This is a genomic window from Corallococcus sicarius (assembly GCF_003611735.1).
Lineage (GTDB): Bacteria > Myxococcota > Myxococcia > Myxococcales > Myxococcaceae > Corallococcus > Corallococcus sicarius.
In genome coordinates this window covers 1-16,554 of the sequence record NZ_RAWG01000211.1, presented here as the reverse complement: position 1 = coordinate 16,554, position 16,554 = coordinate 1, and the positions used below count along the sequence as shown (strand labels likewise).

Here is a 16,554-nt window from a genome sequence, read left to right as displayed (position 1 = left end):
CGCCCCCGCCGCGCCGGCTGTCGGCGCCGCTGGCGGCCACGCCCCCGCCGCCGCCGTCCCCGCCGCCTTCGCCCGCGCGTCTGCACCTGCAAGCGCTGGAGCGGATTGAAGAGGGCAACGTGGCGGGCGCGACGGCGGTGCTGGAGCTGCTGGTGAAGCAGGCGCCGGACTACCTGCCGGGCCTGCTGGAGCTGGCGCTCTTGCGTGAGCGCGCGGGGGCCCGTGACGCGGCCTTCCCGCTGATGCGCGCGCTGCGCACGAGAGCCGGACAACTTCCACCAGACACGCTGGTGGATGGACCGGAGGCGCTGCCTGCGCGCTTCTATCTGGCGTCCGCGGACGCCTACCTGAATCTGGGGGCGCTGGAATGAAGGGGACGCCGCGGATGGTGGACGAGGCCCTGGCAGAAGAGACGCGCGAATTGCTCGCGCGCCGGGCCGCGCGCCTGCGCGAGCAGGGCGAGTCGTCCCTGGAGGAGGCGGTCCACTGGATCGCCGAGTTCCCCCTGGGCGAGGAGCGCTACGCGCTGCCGCTGGAGTCGCTGCGCGCCGCGCTGCCCCTGCGCATGGTGACGCCCGTGCCGCTGTCGGAGCCCGCCGTCATCGGCGTGCTGCGCTTCCAGGGACAGGTGCTGTCCGCGCTGAGCCTGGCGTCGCTCCTGGGCGGCCACGGGTGGCGGCAGGACCCCGCCGTGCTGCTGGTGGTGGACCGGGGCGATGGGGAGCTGTGCGCGCTGGACTGCGAGGCCATTCCTCGCCCCACCACGCTGTCGCTCGCGTCGGTGGAGGCCGCGCGCGCGCGGGCTGAAGGGCCGGTGATGGAGGTCTTCACCCAGGACCGTCAGCTCATCCACCTCATCAACCCGAAGCGCCTGTTCGCCGTGTCGGAAGCGGGAGTGCGCCATGGGCGTTGATCCGATGCTGCAGGGGCTGGTGGCGGGCTTCGCCGTGGAGGCGCAGGAGGTCATCCAGAAGGTCACCATGGACCTGCTGGAGCTGGAGCGCGAGGGGCTGGAGAACGACGCGCTCGCGAAGATCTACATCCGGCTGGGCCGGCACCTGCACACGCTGAAGGGCAGCGCGTCGTCGCTGGGGCTCCAGGACCTGGGCGACATCGCGCACCGGCTGGAAGACGCGCTGGCGCCGCTCAAGGCCACCACGCAGAAGATGCCGCGCACGGTGGTGGACATCCTGCTGCACGGGCTGGACCTGTTCATGCTGCGCGCCCAGGCGCACGCGGACGGCCGGGGGGACTACCTGCCGGACCCCGCCGCCGCGCTCGCGCAGCTGGTCGCGTCCGCGCCGCCGCCGGAGGACGCCGCCCTGCTGCCGGGCGGGGGCTTCGCGCATGCGCCCCAGACCCAGGCGCCAGCGCAGGCCTCGAGCCCGCCGGAGCCCGGTGCGCCGTCGTCGCCGGAGCCGCAGGGCGAGTCCTCGGACGCGGGCTGGCGGGTGAGCGCGCGCCAGGTGACGTCCCTGATGCGCGAGGTGGAGCGCCTGCGCGAGGTGCGCCTGCGGGTGGAGGAGCGCAGCCGGGAATTGGAGCGGGTGTCCACGCTGCTCGCCAAGCAGGGCCTGCTCGCGGAGACGGCGGAGGCGCGCACGCTCTTGTCCGGCACGGGCCGCTCGCTGCGCACCGACGGCGAGGAGACGAGCGACATCGTGGACGCGCTGGAGGAGGGCCTCAAGGCCATCACCACGCGGCCCACGCGCACCATCCTGGAGCCCCTGCAGCGCATGGTGCGCGACCTGTCGCGCCAGCTGGGCAAGGAGGCGCGGCTGTCGGTGGTGGGCGCGGAGGTGTCGTTGGACCGGCGCCTGCTGGAGAAGCTCCAGGGCGCGCTCGTGCACCTGTTGCGCAACGCGGTGGACCACGGCCTGGAGATGCCCGCCGAGCGCGAGAAGGCCGGCAAGCACCAGGAGGGCGCGCTCACGCTGCGGGTGGAGCAGCAGGGAAACCTCCTCTACCTGGAGGCGAGTGACGACGGGCGCGGCATCGACCTGGTCGCCGTGCGCCGCGTGGCGGAGAAGCGCGGGCTGGTGACGGCGGACGAGCTGGCGCGCCTCAACGACAACCAGGTGCGCGACCTCATCTTCAGCGCGGGCTTCAGTACGCGCTCGGACGTGACGGACACCTCCGGACGCGGCGTGGGGCTGGACGCGGTGCGCGCCACGGTGGAGTCGCTGCAGGGGCGCATCGAGGTGGCCAGCACGCGCGGGCAGGGCACGCGCTTCGTGCTCACGCTGCCGGTGGACCTGGGCAGCTCCCCCGTGCTGATGGTGCGCGCGCTGGAGCAGTACGTGGGCCTGCCCATGCTGGCGGTGGAGTCCACGCAGCTGGCGCGCGCGGACTCGCTGCGCGTGGGCAAGCGCCGGGCGCACCTGGAGCACCTGGGGCAGCTGCTGCCGGTGGTGGACCTGGGCGCGCGGCTGGGGCTGCGCGCGTCGGCGCCGCCCGCGGAGGGCCAGCCGATGCTCATCGTGCAGAGCGGCGGCCGGCGCGTGGCGCTGGTGGTGGACGCGGTGGTGGGGGACCGGGACCTGGTCATCCGCCCGCTGCCCTCGGAGGTGCGCGAGGTGGCGGCCTGGCAGGGCGCGGCGACGCTCAGCCGCGGCGAGCTGTTGCTCATCCTCCGGCCGGACTGGGTGGTGTCGGATTCGGAGAAGACGCAGGTGTCGGCGGCGAGCCGGCGGGCGCTGGTGGTGGACGACTCGCTCACCGCGCGCGCGCTGCACCGGGCGATGCTGGAGGCGGGCGGCTTCCAGGTGCACCTGGCGGCCAGCGGGGCCCGGGCGCTGGAGCGGCTGGCCGCGGACACCTACGACGTCGTCATCTGCGACCTGGACATGGAAGAGATGGACGGCACGGAGCTCATCGCGCGGCTTCGCGACAAGAAGGAGACGCGCACGCTGCCCGTCATCCTCGTGTCCGCGCATGACAGCCAGCCTGCCCGCGAGCGGGGCCTTGCGGCCGGGGCGGATGGCTTCCTCAGCAAGCGCGAGTGCGCCGCGGGCCGCCTGCTCGCAGAAGTCCTGGACGTGATGAGCCGCCGTGGGAGCCGCGCTTGAGCACGAAGAAGATCCGCGTGCTCGTGGTGGACGACTCGCCCACCATGGCCAACACGCTCACCGCGCTGCTCACCGAGGAGCCGCGCATTGAAGTCGTGGGCCGGGCGGCGGACGGCAACCGCGCCGTGCAACTGGCGCGGCTGTTGCGCCCGGACGTCATCACCATGGACCTGCTGCTGCCCGGCCTGGATGGCCCGGCGGCCATCGGCCACATCATGTCCCAGGCGCCCGCGCGCATCCTGGTCGTGAGCGCGGTGGCGGAGCAGCGCGGCGTGGACCTGGGCTTCCAGGCCATGAGCGCCGGGGCGCTGGAGCTCATCGGCAAGCCCAACGTGACGAACGCGGAGGAGCTGCGCAAGTGGGGCCGGGAGCTGGCGCACTCGGTGTGCCTGATGGCGGAGGTGCCCGTCATCTCCCGCCGCCCGCGCGTCAGTCAGCCGCAGCCGCTGCTCACCGGGGCGCGGGTGGACGTGTTCGGGCTGGTCGCCTCCACGGGCGGGCCGCCCGCGCTGGCGGAGGTGCTGTCCAAGCTGCCCAAGGACCTGCCGGTGCCGGTGCTCATCGCCCAGCACATCACGGTGGGCTTCACGCAGGGCATGGTGCGCTGGCTGTCCCAGGTGTGCGAGCTCAACGTCCTCATGGCGCGCGACGGCGAGCGGCTGGAGCCGGGCCGCGTCTACTTCCCGCTGGATGGCCACGACCTGCTGGTGGACAGCGCGGGCATGGCGCGGCTGCAGCGCAGCCAGGGCGGGCCGTGCCCCAACGGGGACGTGCTCCTGCAGTCGATGGCGGCGGCGTACGGCCGGCGCTGTGGCGGCGGCGTCCTCACCGGCATGGGCGAGGACGGCGCGCGGGGCCTGCTGGCCATCCGCATCGCGGGAGGCGTCACCTTCGCGCAGGACGAGGCGTCGAGCGTCGTCTACGGCATGCCGCGCGCCGCGGTGGAGCTGAAGGCCACCGACGGGGGCGTGCCCCTGTCTTCGGTGGCGGAGCTCATCCTGCAGAGCTGCCAGCGCCCCTCGTTCCGTCCCACACGTGTACCGGATGGCGGCTCCCGATGAGCCTCCCCCCAGGAAACCGCACCCCCGTGCGGAGGCCTGGATGCCTGACGGCCGGACGTTGGCCGTCTGAACACAGGGTCCCAGGAGAGTCTCCTTGAAGCAGATTCCCCCGCTCCGTCTCTCCTTCCTCCGAGGGCTCGGGCTCGCGCCGAAGTTCGTGCTCGTCACGGCGGTCATCAGCGCCGCCGTGGCCGTGCTCCTCACCTTCATCGCCACCAGCCAGTTGGAATCCAACCTGGAGGAGCGCCACATCATCGAAGGGGAGGCCGTGGCGCTGGGCCTGTCCATCGCCGCGGAGCAGGGCCTGGCCGCGCGCATGCCGTCGCTCCAGCCCCTGCTGCAGCCGTTCATGGGGCGCGAGGACCTGGCGTACCTCTTCATCCAGGAGCCGGGCGGCAAGGTGCTGGTGCACACCTTCAATGGCGCCTTCCCGGAGGCGCTGAAGGTCGCCACCGAGGCCCCGGCCGTGGTGGGCAAGGATGGCCTGCGCGTCATCCCCGAGGTGCGCTTGCACCGGGGCGGCCGGACCCTGGTGGGGATGGACGTGGCGGCGCCGGTGGCGCAGGGGCGGCTGGGCACCGTGCACGTGGGCATGGCGCGCGAATACATCGACGCGAAGGTGGAGGTGCTGCGCTGGCGGATGCTGCTGTTCGCGCTGCTGCTGGAGCTGTGCGGCGTCGTGGTGGCGGCGCTGTTCGGCCGGAGCATCGTGCGGCCCCTGGCGGAGCTCACGTCGGTGGCGGGCCACATCGTGGAGTCCGGCGACCTCACCCGCCCCATCACCGCCCGGGGCAGCGACGAGGTGGGGCGGCTGTCCAATTCCTTCTCGCAGATGGTGGGCAAGCTGCGCGAGGTGACCATCAACCTCCAGCACGCGGCCACCGCGCTCACCCAGTCCACCGACCACCTCAACGCGTCCTCCACGGACCAGGCGCAGACCATCTCGCGCCAGGCCGCCGCGCTCCAGGAGACGCAGGTGACGGCGCAGGAGATCAAGCAGACCTCCACGCTGGCCGCGCAGAAGGCGGAGAGCGTGCTCAGCGTGGCCGAGCGCGCGGACACCCTGGCGAAGGCGGGCGAGGCCTCCATCGAGCAGACGATGGCGGGGCTCAACGACATCCGCGCGCAGGTGGGGGAGATCGCGGAGAAGATTCTGGAGCTGGGCGAGCGCACCCGTCAGATTGGCGGCATCACCCAGACGGTGAAGGACCTGGCGGATCAGTCCAACATGCTCGCGCTCAACGCGGCCATCGAGGCCGTCCGCTCCGGCGAGCACGGCAAGGGCTTCAGCGTGGTGGCGCGCGAAATCCGCGCCCTGGCGGACCAGTCCATCCAGGCGACCACGCGGGTGCGGGAGCTCCTGGACGACATCGCCAACTCCGTCACCGCGGCGGTGCGCATCACGGAGCGCGGCGCGGAGCGCATGGAGGCGGGCCTGGAGCAGGTGCGCGCCAGCGGGCAGAACCTGCGCGAGCTGTCCTCCATCGTCCAGGACAACGCCGCCGCCGTCCGGCAGATCGCCGCCGCAGTGAACCAGCAGAACGTGGGCATCAATCAAATCACCCTCGCGGTGAATGACCTGTCCAGGATGATGGACGACACGGTGGCCCGCATCGGGTCCACCGGCGAGGCGGCCACCACGCTGCAGATCATCTCCGAGCAGCTCTCCAGCGCCGTGGGCGCCTACCGCGTCGAGCCGAAGAAGGACTAGCCGGACAGCGCGCCTGGGAAACACGAAGGCCCCGAGTCCCCTGTCATGGGGGCCCGGGGCCTTGGGTGTTTCAATCGGTCTGCGTGCCTTACGCGGGCACGGCCTCGGCGGACTGGGAGACGAGCTTCAGCGCGTCATCCACCACGTCGAAGCGGGCGACGCCGCCGCCCTTGAGGTCGCCGAAGAGCAGGGCCTCCGCGAGCTGCTTCTTGAGGGAGTTGTCCACGAGCCGCGCCATGGGGCGCGCGCCGAAGGCGGGGTCATACCCGTGCTCCGCGAGCCACGCGCGCGCGGCGGGCGTGAGCTCCAGCTTGACCTTCTTCTCGTCGAGCACCTTCTGGAGCAGGCGCACTTCCTTGTCCACGACCTTGAGGATGACCTCCGCGGGCAGGCCGGAGAACAGGATCCACCCGTCCAGGCGGTTGCGGAACTCCGGCGTGAAGGTGCGCTCGATGGCCTTCTTCGCCCGCGAGCCGTCCACCACCACCCCGGTGTCACCGAAGCCCATGGCCTTGGTGCTCATCTCCTGCGCACCGGCGTTGGTGGTCAGGATGAGGATGATGTTGCGGAAGTCCGCCTTGCGGCCGTTGTTGTCCGTGAGCGTCGCGTGGTCCATCACCTGGAGCAGGATGTTGAAGAGGTCCGGGTGGGCCTTCTCGATTTCATCCAGCACCAGCACCGCGTACGGGTGCTTGCGCACGGCGTCCGTCAACAGACCGCCCTGGTCGAAGCCCACGTAGCCCGGGGGCGCGCCAATGAGCCGGCTCACCGTGTGCTTCTCCGAGTACTCGCTCATGTCGAAGCGCAGGAACTCCACGCCCAGGCTCTGCGCCAGCTGCTTCGCCAGCTCCGTCTTGCCCACGCCCGTGGGGCCGGAGAAGAGGAAGCTGCCAATGGGCTTCTCCGGCGCACGCAGGCCGGAGCGCGACAGCTTGATGGCGCTGACCATCTCATCAATGGCCTTGTCCTGGCCGAAGATGACGCCCTTGAGTTCCTTGTCGAGGTTCTGGATCTGCACGCCCTCGCTGGCGGACACGCTCTTGGCCGGAATCTTGGCCATCTTGGAGACGACCTGCTCCACGTCGTGCGCGGTGACGTTGCCGGTGCGCACGCCCTCCGGCTTCAGCCGCTCGGCCGCGCCCGACTCGTCGATGACGTCGATGGCCTTGTCCGGCAGGAACCGGTCGTTGATGTGCTTGGCCGCCAGCTCCGCCGCCGCGCGCAGGGCCCCTTCCGCGTACTTCACGTGGTGGTGCTCTTCGTAGCGGCTTCGCAGCCCCTCCAGGATGAGGACGGTGTCCTCCACGCTGGGCTCGGGGACCTCAATCTTCTGGAAGCGACGGGACAGCGCGCGGTCGCGCTCGAACGACGCCTTGAACTCCTGGAACGTCGTGGAGCCGATGCAGCGCAGCCGGCCGCTCGCCAGCGCGGGCTTGAGCAGGTTGGACGCGTCCATGGACCCGCCGCTCGTGGCCCCCGCCCCGACGATGGTGTGGATCTCGTCGATGAAGAGGATGGCGTCGGGCAGCTCCTGGAGCGCCTTGAGCACGCCCTTCAGGCGCTCCTCGAACTGGCCGCGGAACTTGGTGCCCGCGAGCAGCGCGCCCATGTCCAGCGAGTAGACGACCGCGTCCTTCAGCGCCTCGGGCACGCGGCCCTCGGTGATGTGGAGCGCCAGGCCCTCCGCGATGGCCGTCTTGCCCACGCCGGCCTCGCCCACGTAGAGCGGGTTGTTCTTGCGGCGGCGGCAGAGCACCTGGATGGTGCGCTCCAGCTCCTTGTCACGGCCGATGAGCGGGTCGATGCGGCCCGCCTTCGCCTCGGCGTTGAGCTGGGTGGCGTACGCCTCCAGCGGGCTCTTGCGTGACGACTCGCCGTCCTCGTCGTCCCCGGCGGGCGCGGCGCCCCGGCTGCTGCTGTCGCCGGTCTCCTCGCCGTCCTTGCTGATGCCGTGGGAGATGAAGTTGAGCAGGTCCAGACGGGTGACGCCCTCCTGCTGGAGCAGGAAGAGGGCCTGGCTCTCCTCCTCGCGGAACATGGCCACGAGCACGTCACCACCGTCGATGTACTTCTGTTCGGCGGACAGGGCGTGCATGGCGGCGCGGTGGAGCACGCGCTCCACGCCAATGGTCTGCTGGGGCTCGGCGTCCACGTCGTCGGGCAGCCGTTCGACCGTCTCCTCCAGGAAGGAGGTCAGGTTCTCCTGCAGGCGCTTGACGTTGGCGCCGCAGGACTTGAGGACCTCGCGGGTGCGCGAGTCACGGGTGAGGGCCAGGAGCAGGTGCTCCAGCGTCAGGTACTCGTGGCGCATCTTCCGCGCCTCGTCGAGCGCGGTGCGGAAGCTGGCCTGCAATTCTTTGGCAATCGATGGTCCTGCCACGGTTCAGCCTTCCTCGGGTTCCATGGACAGCCGCAGGGGGAACCCGTTGTCCCTCGCCGCGGCCTCCACTGTCTTGAGCTTCGTCTCGGCGACGTCGTAGGTATAAACACCCGCGACACCGATGCCGTTGTAATGAACGTGCATCATGATCTGCACGGCATCCGTCTCTGACTTGTGGAAGATCTCCTTGAGCACGGCCACCACGAACTCACGCGTGGTGTAGTTGTCGTTGTGCAGGAGGACCTTGTAGAGCGTCGGTCTCTTCAACTTCTGCTTCGGGACGGCCTCCGTGACGACCTGGCCGTCATCGTGCTGGTGCTTCTGCGCCATGGGCTTGCGGACTCCCTTGCCTTCGCTTCGCGAACCTTGGCGGGCCTTTGGAAGACTTCAGGCCCGCTCCTTGAAACCCGTCTCCGCCCACCAGAGCGGCAGGCCGCTTTCAACGGCCGCCCGCTCGTGCGCCAGGAAGCCGCGCACCGCCCGGTCCAACCCGGGGTGGAGGAAGAGATGCGCACTGTATGTGAGGTGCGGCTCGAAACCCCGGGTGAGCTTGTGCTCGCCCCCGGTCCCCGGCTCGAAGCGCTCCAGCCCCCGCGCGATGCACGCCTCCACCGGGTGATAGAGGCACACGTTGAAGTGCAGGAACGGGTGCTCTTCCAGCGCTCCCCAATAACGACCGTACAGCGTGCGCGGCCCGATGAAGTTGAACGCCCCCGCCACCCGCCGGCCTTCCCGCCGGGCCTCCACGAACTCACAGCGGTGCCGGAAGCGGCCGAGCAGGCGCGTGAAGAAGTCCGGCGTCAGCGAACGCACGCCCCACGGGTAGCGGTCCACCGTGGCCACGTAGAGCTGCCAGGCCTCCTCCGGCTTCAGCGCCTCCAGGGCCTCGCCCCGGAGGGTGCGCAGGGTGATGCCCTGGGCCGCCGTCGCGCGCAGCTCGCGCTTGAGCTGGTGCCGCCGCCTGGCGTGGAAGCGGCCGAGGAAGTCCTCGAACGTCCGGTAGCCGGCATTCGTCCACTGGTACTGCACGCCCAGGCGGACCGCGTAGCCCTGCGCCTCCAGCACCGGCAGCTCCTCCGGGGTGGGGAAGAGGACGTGGACGCTGGAGAGCCCCTCCGCGCGGGCGTACTCCAGGGCGGCGCCGTACAGCTCCGCCTCGCGGGTGGGGCGGTCCTCGCCGGGGGCCACCAGCACGCGGCGGCCGGTGGCGGGGGTGAAGGGCACCGCGAGCACCAGCTTGGGGTAGTAGCGCAGGCCGGCGCGCTCGGCGGCGGTGGCCCAGGCGGCGTCGAAGACGAACTCGCCGTGGCTGTCGTCCTTCAAGTACGCGGGCGCGGCGGCCACCAGCCGGGAGCCCCGCCAGAGGGTGAGGTGGCGCGGGTGCCAGCCGCGCTCGGGGACCACGCTGCCGCTCTCCTCCAGCGCGGCCAGGAAGGCCCACTCCAGGAAGGGCATGGAGCCTGGGTCCACCAGCGCGTCCCAGGCCATCTGGGGCACGTCGGTGATGGACGTGAGCAGGCGCAGCGTGGTGGGGAGCGGGGCGGACATGGGAGGACGCGGGAGCCGGACGCGGACGGGCCGAGCGCCAGCCTATAACGGCGCGTGTCGCCTGCCGCCACGCCGGCCCGGCGGCCCTGCCCCTACCTGCCGCGCGTCAGCTCCGCGGCGAGGAAGGCCGCGACCTCCTGGAGCCCGGCGGCGCCGCGCTTGCGCCCCTCGTCGGACTCCATCACCCGGCGGGCGGCGTCGCTGGCCGTGCCCGCCTCCAGGTCCACCAGCACCAGGAAGGCGCTCCAGCCGGGCGTCGTGGTCGCCACCTTGCCGGGGCGCTGGGGCCGGTCGCCCAGGGTGGCGGCCACCTTCTCCAGCAGGCCGTCCTCCGTGAGACGTTTCGTCGCGCCGAGCATCTGGCCCCAGGTGGCGTCGAGCAGCGACGTCAGGAGCCGTCCGGAGAGCGCGGTGGACAGGCGCTGGGCGGATTCCTCCGAATCCAGGCTGTGGGCGGCGGCGTAGGTAGGCCCCAGCTTGGCGACCACCACGGCCCGGGTGGCGAGGTGGGCGAGGCGCGGCGGGAAGGACATGGGGAAAACCTCGCCTGGAGGGCAGGAAGGAGGGGACCCGGTGTCTTACATCGGAACGTGCTCCGGGCTCCATCCGGAGTGAATGGAACAGGCGGCGCGTTTGCCTGACAGCCGGACAGGTTGCTTTGGGGCCCGGCGCGCCTTAGAGGAAGCAGACTTTCGTCGGGAGAACAGAATGTCCGTGAACATCCAGCTCGAGTGGACCCCCAACCCCAGCACGTTGAAGTACGTGGTGGACCGCAAGCTGCTGGGCGGCGGCGCCGTGAACTTCACCAACCGGGGTGACGCGGAGGCGAAGTCGCCCCTGGCCCTGCGCCTGATGGACATCCAGGGCGTGACCGCGGTGATGCTCGGCAGCAACTTCGTCACCGTGACGAAGGGCGACTCCGGGGAGTGGGACGAACTCAACGACTCCGTGATGTCCACCCTGGACACGCACCTCACGGAGGGCCTGCCGGTGGTGGACGAGGCGGCGCTCGCGGCGTCGCGCCAGGTGGCGTCGCAGGACGGCTCCGTGGAGCAGCGCATCCAGACCATCCTGGACGAGGAGATCCGTCCGGCGGTGGCGCAGGACGGCGGCGACATCACGTTGGATCGCTTCGAGGACGGCATCGTCTACCTGCACATGAAGGGTTCGTGCGCGGGCTGCCCGTCGTCCACGGCGACGCTGAAGATGGGCATCGAGGGCCGCCTGCGTGAGGCCATCCCCGAAGTGATGGAAGTGGTGTCCGTCTGAGACGCAACGTCAAGGCGCCGCAGGTCCGCAAGGAGCTGCTGCCGGACCAGTCCCAAGCGCTCCTGCGCGAGCTGCACCTGCTCACGCGCGAGGGACACCTCAACGCGGATGCGCTGCGCAAGCTCAAGCAGGTCAACCACCTGGTGGGCCTGCTGCGCCCCGCGATGGACGACGTGCAGGCCCGTCACCCGAACCCCGTGGTGGTGGATGCCGGCAGCGGCAACGCGTACCTGGGCTTCATCGTCTACGAGCTGTTCCTCAAGGACGCCCAGGCGGGAGAGCTGCTGTCCATCGAAGGGCGCCCGGAGCTGACCGAGCGGGCGAAGGGGCGCGCGGAGCGGCTGCACTTCGACCGGATGCGCTTCCAGACGGCGCACATCGACGAGGCCCAGTACCCCGAGCGCATCCACGTGCTGATGGCGCTGCACGCGTGCGACACCGCCACGGATGACGCGCTGGTGGCCGCCATCAAGCATGGCGCGGACCACGTGGCGGTGGTGCCGTGCTGTCAGGCGGAGGTGGCCGCGCAGCTGAAGGAGAAGAAGGCGAAGGGGCCCGGCTCCATGTCGCTGCTGTTCCAGCACCCCATGCACCGGCGTGAGTTCGGCTCGCACCTGACGAACGTCATCCGCGCGCTGACGCTGGAGTCGTTCGGCTACCAGGTGACGGTGACGGAGCTGACCGGGTGGGAGCACTCGCTGAAGAACGAGCTCATCCTCGGGCGGCGCGTGCACCGGGACAACCGGCGCGCGCGGTTGCAGCTCCAGGCGCTGCTCGCGGAGACGGGCGTACAGCCCCGGCTGACGCGGCTGTTGGGCATCACCCCCGAGGGCATGTCAGGAAGCGCGTTGCAGGAAGGTCCGGCGACGGAAGGTGCGGTCGCGGGGCCGGAGTCTGAAGGGGAATCCGCTCCGGGGGCCGTGCCCGGGACGGACGAACGCGAGGCGTGAGGGTTTTCCTGCCTTCGGGTGGGGGCGGCTCGCGGAAGATGGGGGATGGCCTTGGAGCTCGATGACTGGGGGGGCACGGGACCGCTCCTGCACTTCGCTTGTGCGAACGGCTTCCCTCCGGAGACGTACCGGAAGCTCTTCACGCGGCTGGCGACGCGCTACCACGTGGTGTCGCTGCGCACGCGGCCGCTGACGCCGGGCGAGGACCCGAAGGCGCTCACGACCTGGCAGCAGCTGGGAGATGACCTCGCGCGCGAGCTCAAGGCCCGGGGCCGCTCGGGCGTCCTGGGCGTGGGCCACAGCGTGGGCGGGGCGAGCACGCTGATGGCGTCCGCCGCGAACCCCGGCCTGTTCCGCGCGGTGGTGGCGTTGGACCCTGTGCTCATCACCGGGTCGCGCGCGTGGGCGGTGCGGCTGTTGAAGCTGCTGGGCCGCATGGACCGCACCCCCATCGTGCAGGGCGCGCTGCGGAGACGGGACCGCTGGGCCACGCGCGAGGAGGCCGCCGACGCGTACCGCGAGCGCAAGCTGTTCCGCGACTGGGACGCGGACTGCTTCAACGACTACCTCACCCACGGGCTCGTGCCGACGCCGGAGGGTGACTTCCGCCTGCGCATCCCGCGCGAGTGGGAGGCGCGCATCTTCGAGACCTTCCCCGCGAACCCCTGGAAGCTCATCCGCGCCAACACCGCGCCCACGCTGGTGATGCGCGGGGAGAAGTCAGACACGCTGCTGCCCGACGCCCTGGCGCGGGCGGAGCGCGAGATGCCCCGGGCGCGGGTGGACGTGATGCCGCTCGCCTCGCACCTGTTCCCGCTGGAGCAGCCGCGCGAGACGGCCGAGCGCGTGCTCCGCTTCTTCGACCTGGTGGCGCCGGGGGACCCCGACGCCACCTGAGCCGCGGGCCTAGCGCGACATGGAGATGTCGCCCGGTGCGCCCCACTGGAAGGCGGCGAACTGCGCGTTGTGCCAGACGCCCGTCGAGGGCCTCCAGATGATGTACTCGTCGGTGCCGTCCCCGTTGGTGTCGCCGAAGCGCGGCACGTCACCCGGGATGCCGTACACGGTGTTGACCGTGCCGCCGCCGTGGATGTTCAGCGTGGTGAAGGTGCCGGTGGCCGGCCGCCACACCGCGAGGTTCCACTGGTTGCCCGCCTTGTAGGGGACGGGCACGTCGCCCCAGGCGCCCAGGGTGTAGGTGGCGTGGGTGCCGCTGAAGTAGCGGATGTGCCACGTGCCGGTGGCCGGCCGGTACACGGACATGTCCTCGTAGCCGTCGCCGTCGAAGTCGCGGGCGATGGGCACGTCGCTGATGGCGCCCCAGTTGTAGGTGGCGTTGGTGCCGTTGGCGTAGCGGATGTGCCACTGGCTCTCCGCGGTGCCGCCGACGTACGTGGGGCGGTAGGCGACGAGCTCCGCCTTCTTGTCACCCGTGAAGTCCATGGGCACGGGGATGTCCCCCAGGGTGCCCCACTGGGTGGACTGCGTGGTGCCGTCCCACTTGCGCACGATCCACGTGCCGGTGCTCGGCCGCCAGACGGCGAGCTCCGCGCGCGCGTCACCCGTGAAGTCCATGGGCACGGGGATGTCCCCCTGCTGCCCCAACACGATGGACTGCGTGGCGCCCGTGGAGGAGTAGCGGATGTGCCACGTGCCGGTGGCCGGCCGCCACACCGCGGCGTCGCTGCGGCCGTCGCCGTCGAAGTCCGTGGAGTGCATGGACGTGTAGCGGTTCTGCATGTGGGAGATCTGCTTGCGCAGGTCCGGGCGCGGTCCAATCTTCCCGCCCGTCGCCTGGGCCGTGCCGTCGCGGCGCAGCACGTCGCGCAGCTCCTTGGGGGCGTAGTAGGAGCCGTGGCGCAGGTACATCACCCCGGAGAGCGCCACCGCCGCGCTCGTGACGATGGGGGACGCGCCGGAGGTGCCGGAGAAGGTGTTCGTGTAGAAGAGGTTCTCCCCTTCGGCGGAGTACTTGTCGCCGTAGCCGGTGGTGACGATCTTCCAGTCGCCCTCGGCGTGCGTGTCCACGCGGCTGCCGTAGGTAGAGAAGCTGGCCTTGTTGCGGGTGAGCTTCTCGCCCGCGCCCACGATGATGGCCCCGGAGTCCTTCGTCGCGTCGGTGGCGCTGAAGTACCCGGCGAAGCCCGCCGTATCCAGGTTGCAGTTACCGTTGCCCGCGGCCTCCACCACGATGCGGCCGTTGCCGGTGGCGAACTTGATGGCGTCGCGGATGGCGGGCACGTACTCGGACGGGACGAGGTCCGCGTTGGCGCCGGTGCTGACGATGCCGTCGCCGTTGCAGTCGATGCTGGAGTACGCCTGCATCTCCAGCAGGATGACGGCGCCGTTCCAGAACTGGTTCGCCGCCGAGTAGATGGCGGAGGCGCGGTCATAGCCGGTGGACGGCCACTCGGTGGACAGGCGCACGCTGGAGGCGTGCACGAGCCCCGTGGTGCCGAAGGTGTTGGCGTTGGCGCTGAGCACGCCCACCACCGCCGTGCCATGGTTGCGGTTGCCGAGCACCGCCGCGCTGGCGTGGGGCTGGCCGTTGACGAGCACCGCGCCCGTCAGCTGGGTGAGGTCCTGGTGCGAGTAGTTCCAGGAGTACTCCGCGTCGGTGTAGCCCCAATTGTTGCCGTAGGCGTTCCAGTACTGGGTCCGCAGCCAGTCCGTGTCGATGCCGATGGGCGCGGCCTCGCCGTAGTCCTGCTCCGCCACGTAGCTGGCGGTCAGCATGTTCGTGCCCCCCGGCGCGGCGGGGCCGGCCTCCGCCTTCGGGGTGGGCAGGGCCTCCGCGACCAGGGCCTGGGCGCCTTCGCCCCGCTCCCAGGCGCGCACGCGCTCCAGGGCGGGCAGCTCCATGCGCGCATGCTCACGCCAGTAGGCCTGGAAGGCCTCCGCGCTCGCGCGGTCCATGTCCGCGGGGGGCACGGGCAGGGGGGACGGGTAGGCCACCTCCACCACGTCCAGCGCGTTGAGCGCGTTGACGACGTCCACGACCTCCCGGTCCGAGCCGGCATCCAGGTAGACGTAGAACCAGAGGTTCGGGTCCGGCAGCAGCTCGCCGGAGTGGCGCTCGCCCCGGGCCTTGAGCTGCTCGGCGGCGTCCTCGGTGAAGGGGTGCATCTTCATCGCCACGGACTGACGCACGGTGCGCAGCGCGGCGCGCACCCGGTCCACCTCCGCGAGCGACGACGGGCCCACCGCCTTGCCAGCCTCCAGCGCCAGCTCACCGCCGCGAGAGCGCACGCCGCTGCCCTCGCGGAACTTCACCTCGATGCGGTTCTTGAAGGTGACGCGCAGGTCCTCCGCGCGGAAGGTGCGCTTGAGCGCCGCGTGCGACCCGCGCTGGAGCGCTGGGGCGGCCCGGACCTGCCCGCCTCCCTGCGGTGCTCCACTGCCGTCCAGCTTCGCGGCGGCCGCGTTCGTCGCGGTGCACGCCAACACCACCAGTGCCAGCTTCGTGGGCCGGCCCTTCGCCTTCATCATGGAGAGTGCTCCTGGGAGCCGCGCTCATCGCGAGGCGGCTGCTACCAGGACGTCCTGCACCGGAAATATTCGCAGAATTTCGGTTATCCGGATTTTTAGGGCTCAGCCGTACGCTTCACGCTTGATGCGCTTGTCGGGGATGTCCAGCGCGTGCAGGTGGCCGAGCACCGCCTCCATGAAGCGCGGCGTCGCGGGGGTGCGCGTCTCCAGCGCCTTGCGGCGGTCCCACGGGGTGATGGCGGGCCCGCAGACGAAGACGAGGCAGGTGTCGCGGTCCGGCAGCAGCTCGTGCAGCAGGGCTTCGTTGACGCGGCCCTTGCGCACCTGGGGGCTGAACTTCGACTCGTCCGTCTCTCGGGTGAGCGTGTGCACCACGCGCACGCGGTCGGGGGCGGAGCGCTCCAGGGCGGCCAGCTCCTCGCGGTAGAGGATGTCGCCCCAGGTCTTGTTGGACGCGAGGAAGGTGTGGCGCAGCTTGAGCCCCCGGTGCAGCGCGTCCTTCACCATGGCGAAGTTGGGCACCGCGCCGGAGCCCGCCACCAGGTGCAGCACGTGGTCCGTCTTCTCCGTCACGTCGTCCGGCAGCACGTACGGGCCCATGAAGCCCGTGACCTTGAAGCGGGCGCCGGTGAGGCGGCCGTGCACGAGCAGCGGCGACAGCAGCGGCGGGTAGAGGGTGACGCCGGGGATGAACTCCTCGTCCTTCACCGTGATGGCCAGCTGGGGCTCGTGCGGCGCGGAGGCGAGCGAGTACGAGCGCGCCGGCTCCTTGCGCCCCTTCTGCAACTGGAGGTACGCGCACTGGTGCGCGAGCGCCGGGAACTGGTGCGGGTCGATGTTGATGAACTGCCCTGCCTTGTAGTCGAGCGCCCCCGAGCCGGGGGGCGCGCCCAGGTCCAGCATCAACGTCGCCGTGTCGTGCGTCTCCATCCGCACTTCGGTGACGGTGGCCTCATACTCGACGGGCTTCTTCGCGCGAGAGGGCGTGGCTTGGACGCTCATGGGCTTCCCATAACACGCGGGGTATGGCCTCGCGCGGCCCGGACGTTGGCTGGATGACGAAAGGGCGGGCGGGCAG

General features: G+C 70.9%; 13 protein-coding genes and 1 pseudogene. 8 read left to right on the top strand and 6 right to left on the bottom strand.

What is annotated here, in order from left to right; translation table 11 throughout:
* The 5 genes and pseudogenes from D7X12_RS27610 to D7X12_RS27590 all read left to right on the top strand — a co-directional run.
* Positions 1 to 371: pseudogene (locus tag D7X12_RS27610) on the top strand (CheR family methyltransferase); the annotation flags it as partial.
* Positions 368 to 913 (top strand): chemotaxis protein CheW, encoded by a 546-nt coding sequence (locus D7X12_RS27605; protein ID WP_120628255.1) that lies wholly within the window; start codon positions 368 to 370, stop codon positions 911 to 913. The pseudogene D7X12_RS27610 and the gene D7X12_RS27605, both read left to right, overlap by 4 nt.
* Positions 903 to 3,068, top strand: coding sequence for a hybrid sensor histidine kinase/response regulator (locus D7X12_RS27600; RefSeq protein WP_120628254.1), 2,166 nt, complete (start codon positions 903 to 905; stop codon positions 3,066 to 3,068). The genes D7X12_RS27605 and D7X12_RS27600 overlap by 11 nt, the downstream gene beginning before the upstream one ends.
* Positions 3,065 to 4,129 (top strand): chemotaxis protein CheB, encoded by a 1,065-nt coding sequence (locus tag D7X12_RS27595; protein ID WP_120628253.1) that lies wholly within the window; start codon positions 3,065 to 3,067, stop codon positions 4,127 to 4,129. Before D7X12_RS27600 ends, D7X12_RS27595 begins: the two co-directional genes overlap by 4 nt.
* A gap of 94 nt (positions 4,130 to 4,223) precedes the next feature.
* Positions 4,224 to 5,840, top strand: coding sequence for a methyl-accepting chemotaxis protein (locus tag D7X12_RS27590; protein ID WP_120628252.1), 1,617 nt, complete (start codon positions 4,224 to 4,226; stop codon positions 5,838 to 5,840).
* An 88-nt stretch (positions 5,841 to 5,928) separates the two neighbouring features.
* On the opposite strand, the gene clpA is transcribed toward D7X12_RS27590, so the two are convergent.
* The 4 genes from clpA to D7X12_RS27570 all read right to left on the bottom strand — a co-directional run bounded on the left by clpA (position 5,929) and on the right by D7X12_RS27570 (position 10,301).
* Positions 5,929 to 8,220 (bottom strand): ATP-dependent Clp protease ATP-binding subunit ClpA, encoded by a 2,292-nt coding sequence (clpA, locus tag D7X12_RS27585; protein WP_120628251.1) that lies wholly within the window; start codon positions 8,218 to 8,220, stop codon positions 5,929 to 5,931.
* Between the two features lie 3 nt (positions 8,221 to 8,223).
* On the bottom strand, positions 8,224 to 8,550 hold the full coding sequence (locus D7X12_RS27580; protein WP_014399347.1) for an ATP-dependent Clp protease adaptor ClpS: 327 nt from the start codon (positions 8,548 to 8,550) through the stop codon (positions 8,224 to 8,226).
* A 57-nt stretch (positions 8,551 to 8,607) separates the two neighbouring features.
* Positions 8,608 to 9,768 (bottom strand): GNAT family N-acetyltransferase, encoded by a 1,161-nt coding sequence (locus D7X12_RS27575; RefSeq protein ID WP_120628250.1) that lies wholly within the window; start codon positions 9,766 to 9,768, stop codon positions 8,608 to 8,610.
* A 92-nt stretch (positions 9,769 to 9,860) separates the two neighbouring features.
* Positions 9,861 to 10,301: a hypothetical protein gene (locus D7X12_RS27570; protein ID WP_120628249.1), complete on the bottom strand. Its 441-nt coding sequence runs from the start codon at positions 10,299 to 10,301 to the stop codon at positions 9,861 to 9,863.
* 175 nt (positions 10,302 to 10,476) lie between these two features.
* On the opposite strand from D7X12_RS27570, the gene D7X12_RS27565 reads away from it, so the two are divergent.
* The 3 genes from D7X12_RS27565 (at position 10,477) to D7X12_RS27555 (ending at position 12,884) form a co-directional block, all read left to right on the top strand.
* Positions 10,477 to 11,037 (top strand): NifU family protein, encoded by a 561-nt coding sequence (locus tag D7X12_RS27565; protein ID WP_120628248.1) that lies wholly within the window; start codon positions 10,477 to 10,479, stop codon positions 11,035 to 11,037.
* 143 nt (positions 11,038 to 11,180) lie between these two features.
* Positions 11,181 to 11,987: a class I SAM-dependent methyltransferase gene (locus D7X12_RS27560; protein WP_244224813.1), complete on the top strand. Its 807-nt coding sequence runs from the start codon at positions 11,181 to 11,183 to the stop codon at positions 11,985 to 11,987.
* A gap of 45 nt (positions 11,988 to 12,032) precedes the next feature.
* The gene (locus D7X12_RS27555) at positions 12,033 to 12,884 is read left to right on the top strand and encodes an alpha/beta fold hydrolase (RefSeq protein WP_120628247.1); all 852 of its coding nucleotides are present in this window, start codon (positions 12,033 to 12,035) and stop codon (positions 12,882 to 12,884) included.
* A 9-nt stretch (positions 12,885 to 12,893) separates the two neighbouring features.
* Here D7X12_RS27555 and D7X12_RS27550 read toward each other — a convergent pair whose 3' ends face one another.
* Together D7X12_RS27550 and D7X12_RS27545 are read right to left on the bottom strand one after the other, a co-directional pair.
* Positions 12,894 to 15,476 carry a S8 family serine peptidase gene (locus D7X12_RS27550; protein WP_120628246.1) on the bottom strand — a complete coding sequence of 861 codons (2,583 nt, stop codon included), beginning with the start codon at positions 15,474 to 15,476 and terminating at the stop codon, positions 12,894 to 12,896.
* A gap of 102 nt (positions 15,477 to 15,578) precedes the next feature.
* Positions 15,579 to 16,478, bottom strand: a complete 900-nt coding sequence (locus tag D7X12_RS27545) for a ferredoxin reductase domain-containing protein (protein WP_120628245.1) — start codon at positions 16,476 to 16,478, stop codon at positions 15,579 to 15,581.
* Positions 16,479 to 16,554 lie beyond the last annotated feature (76 nt).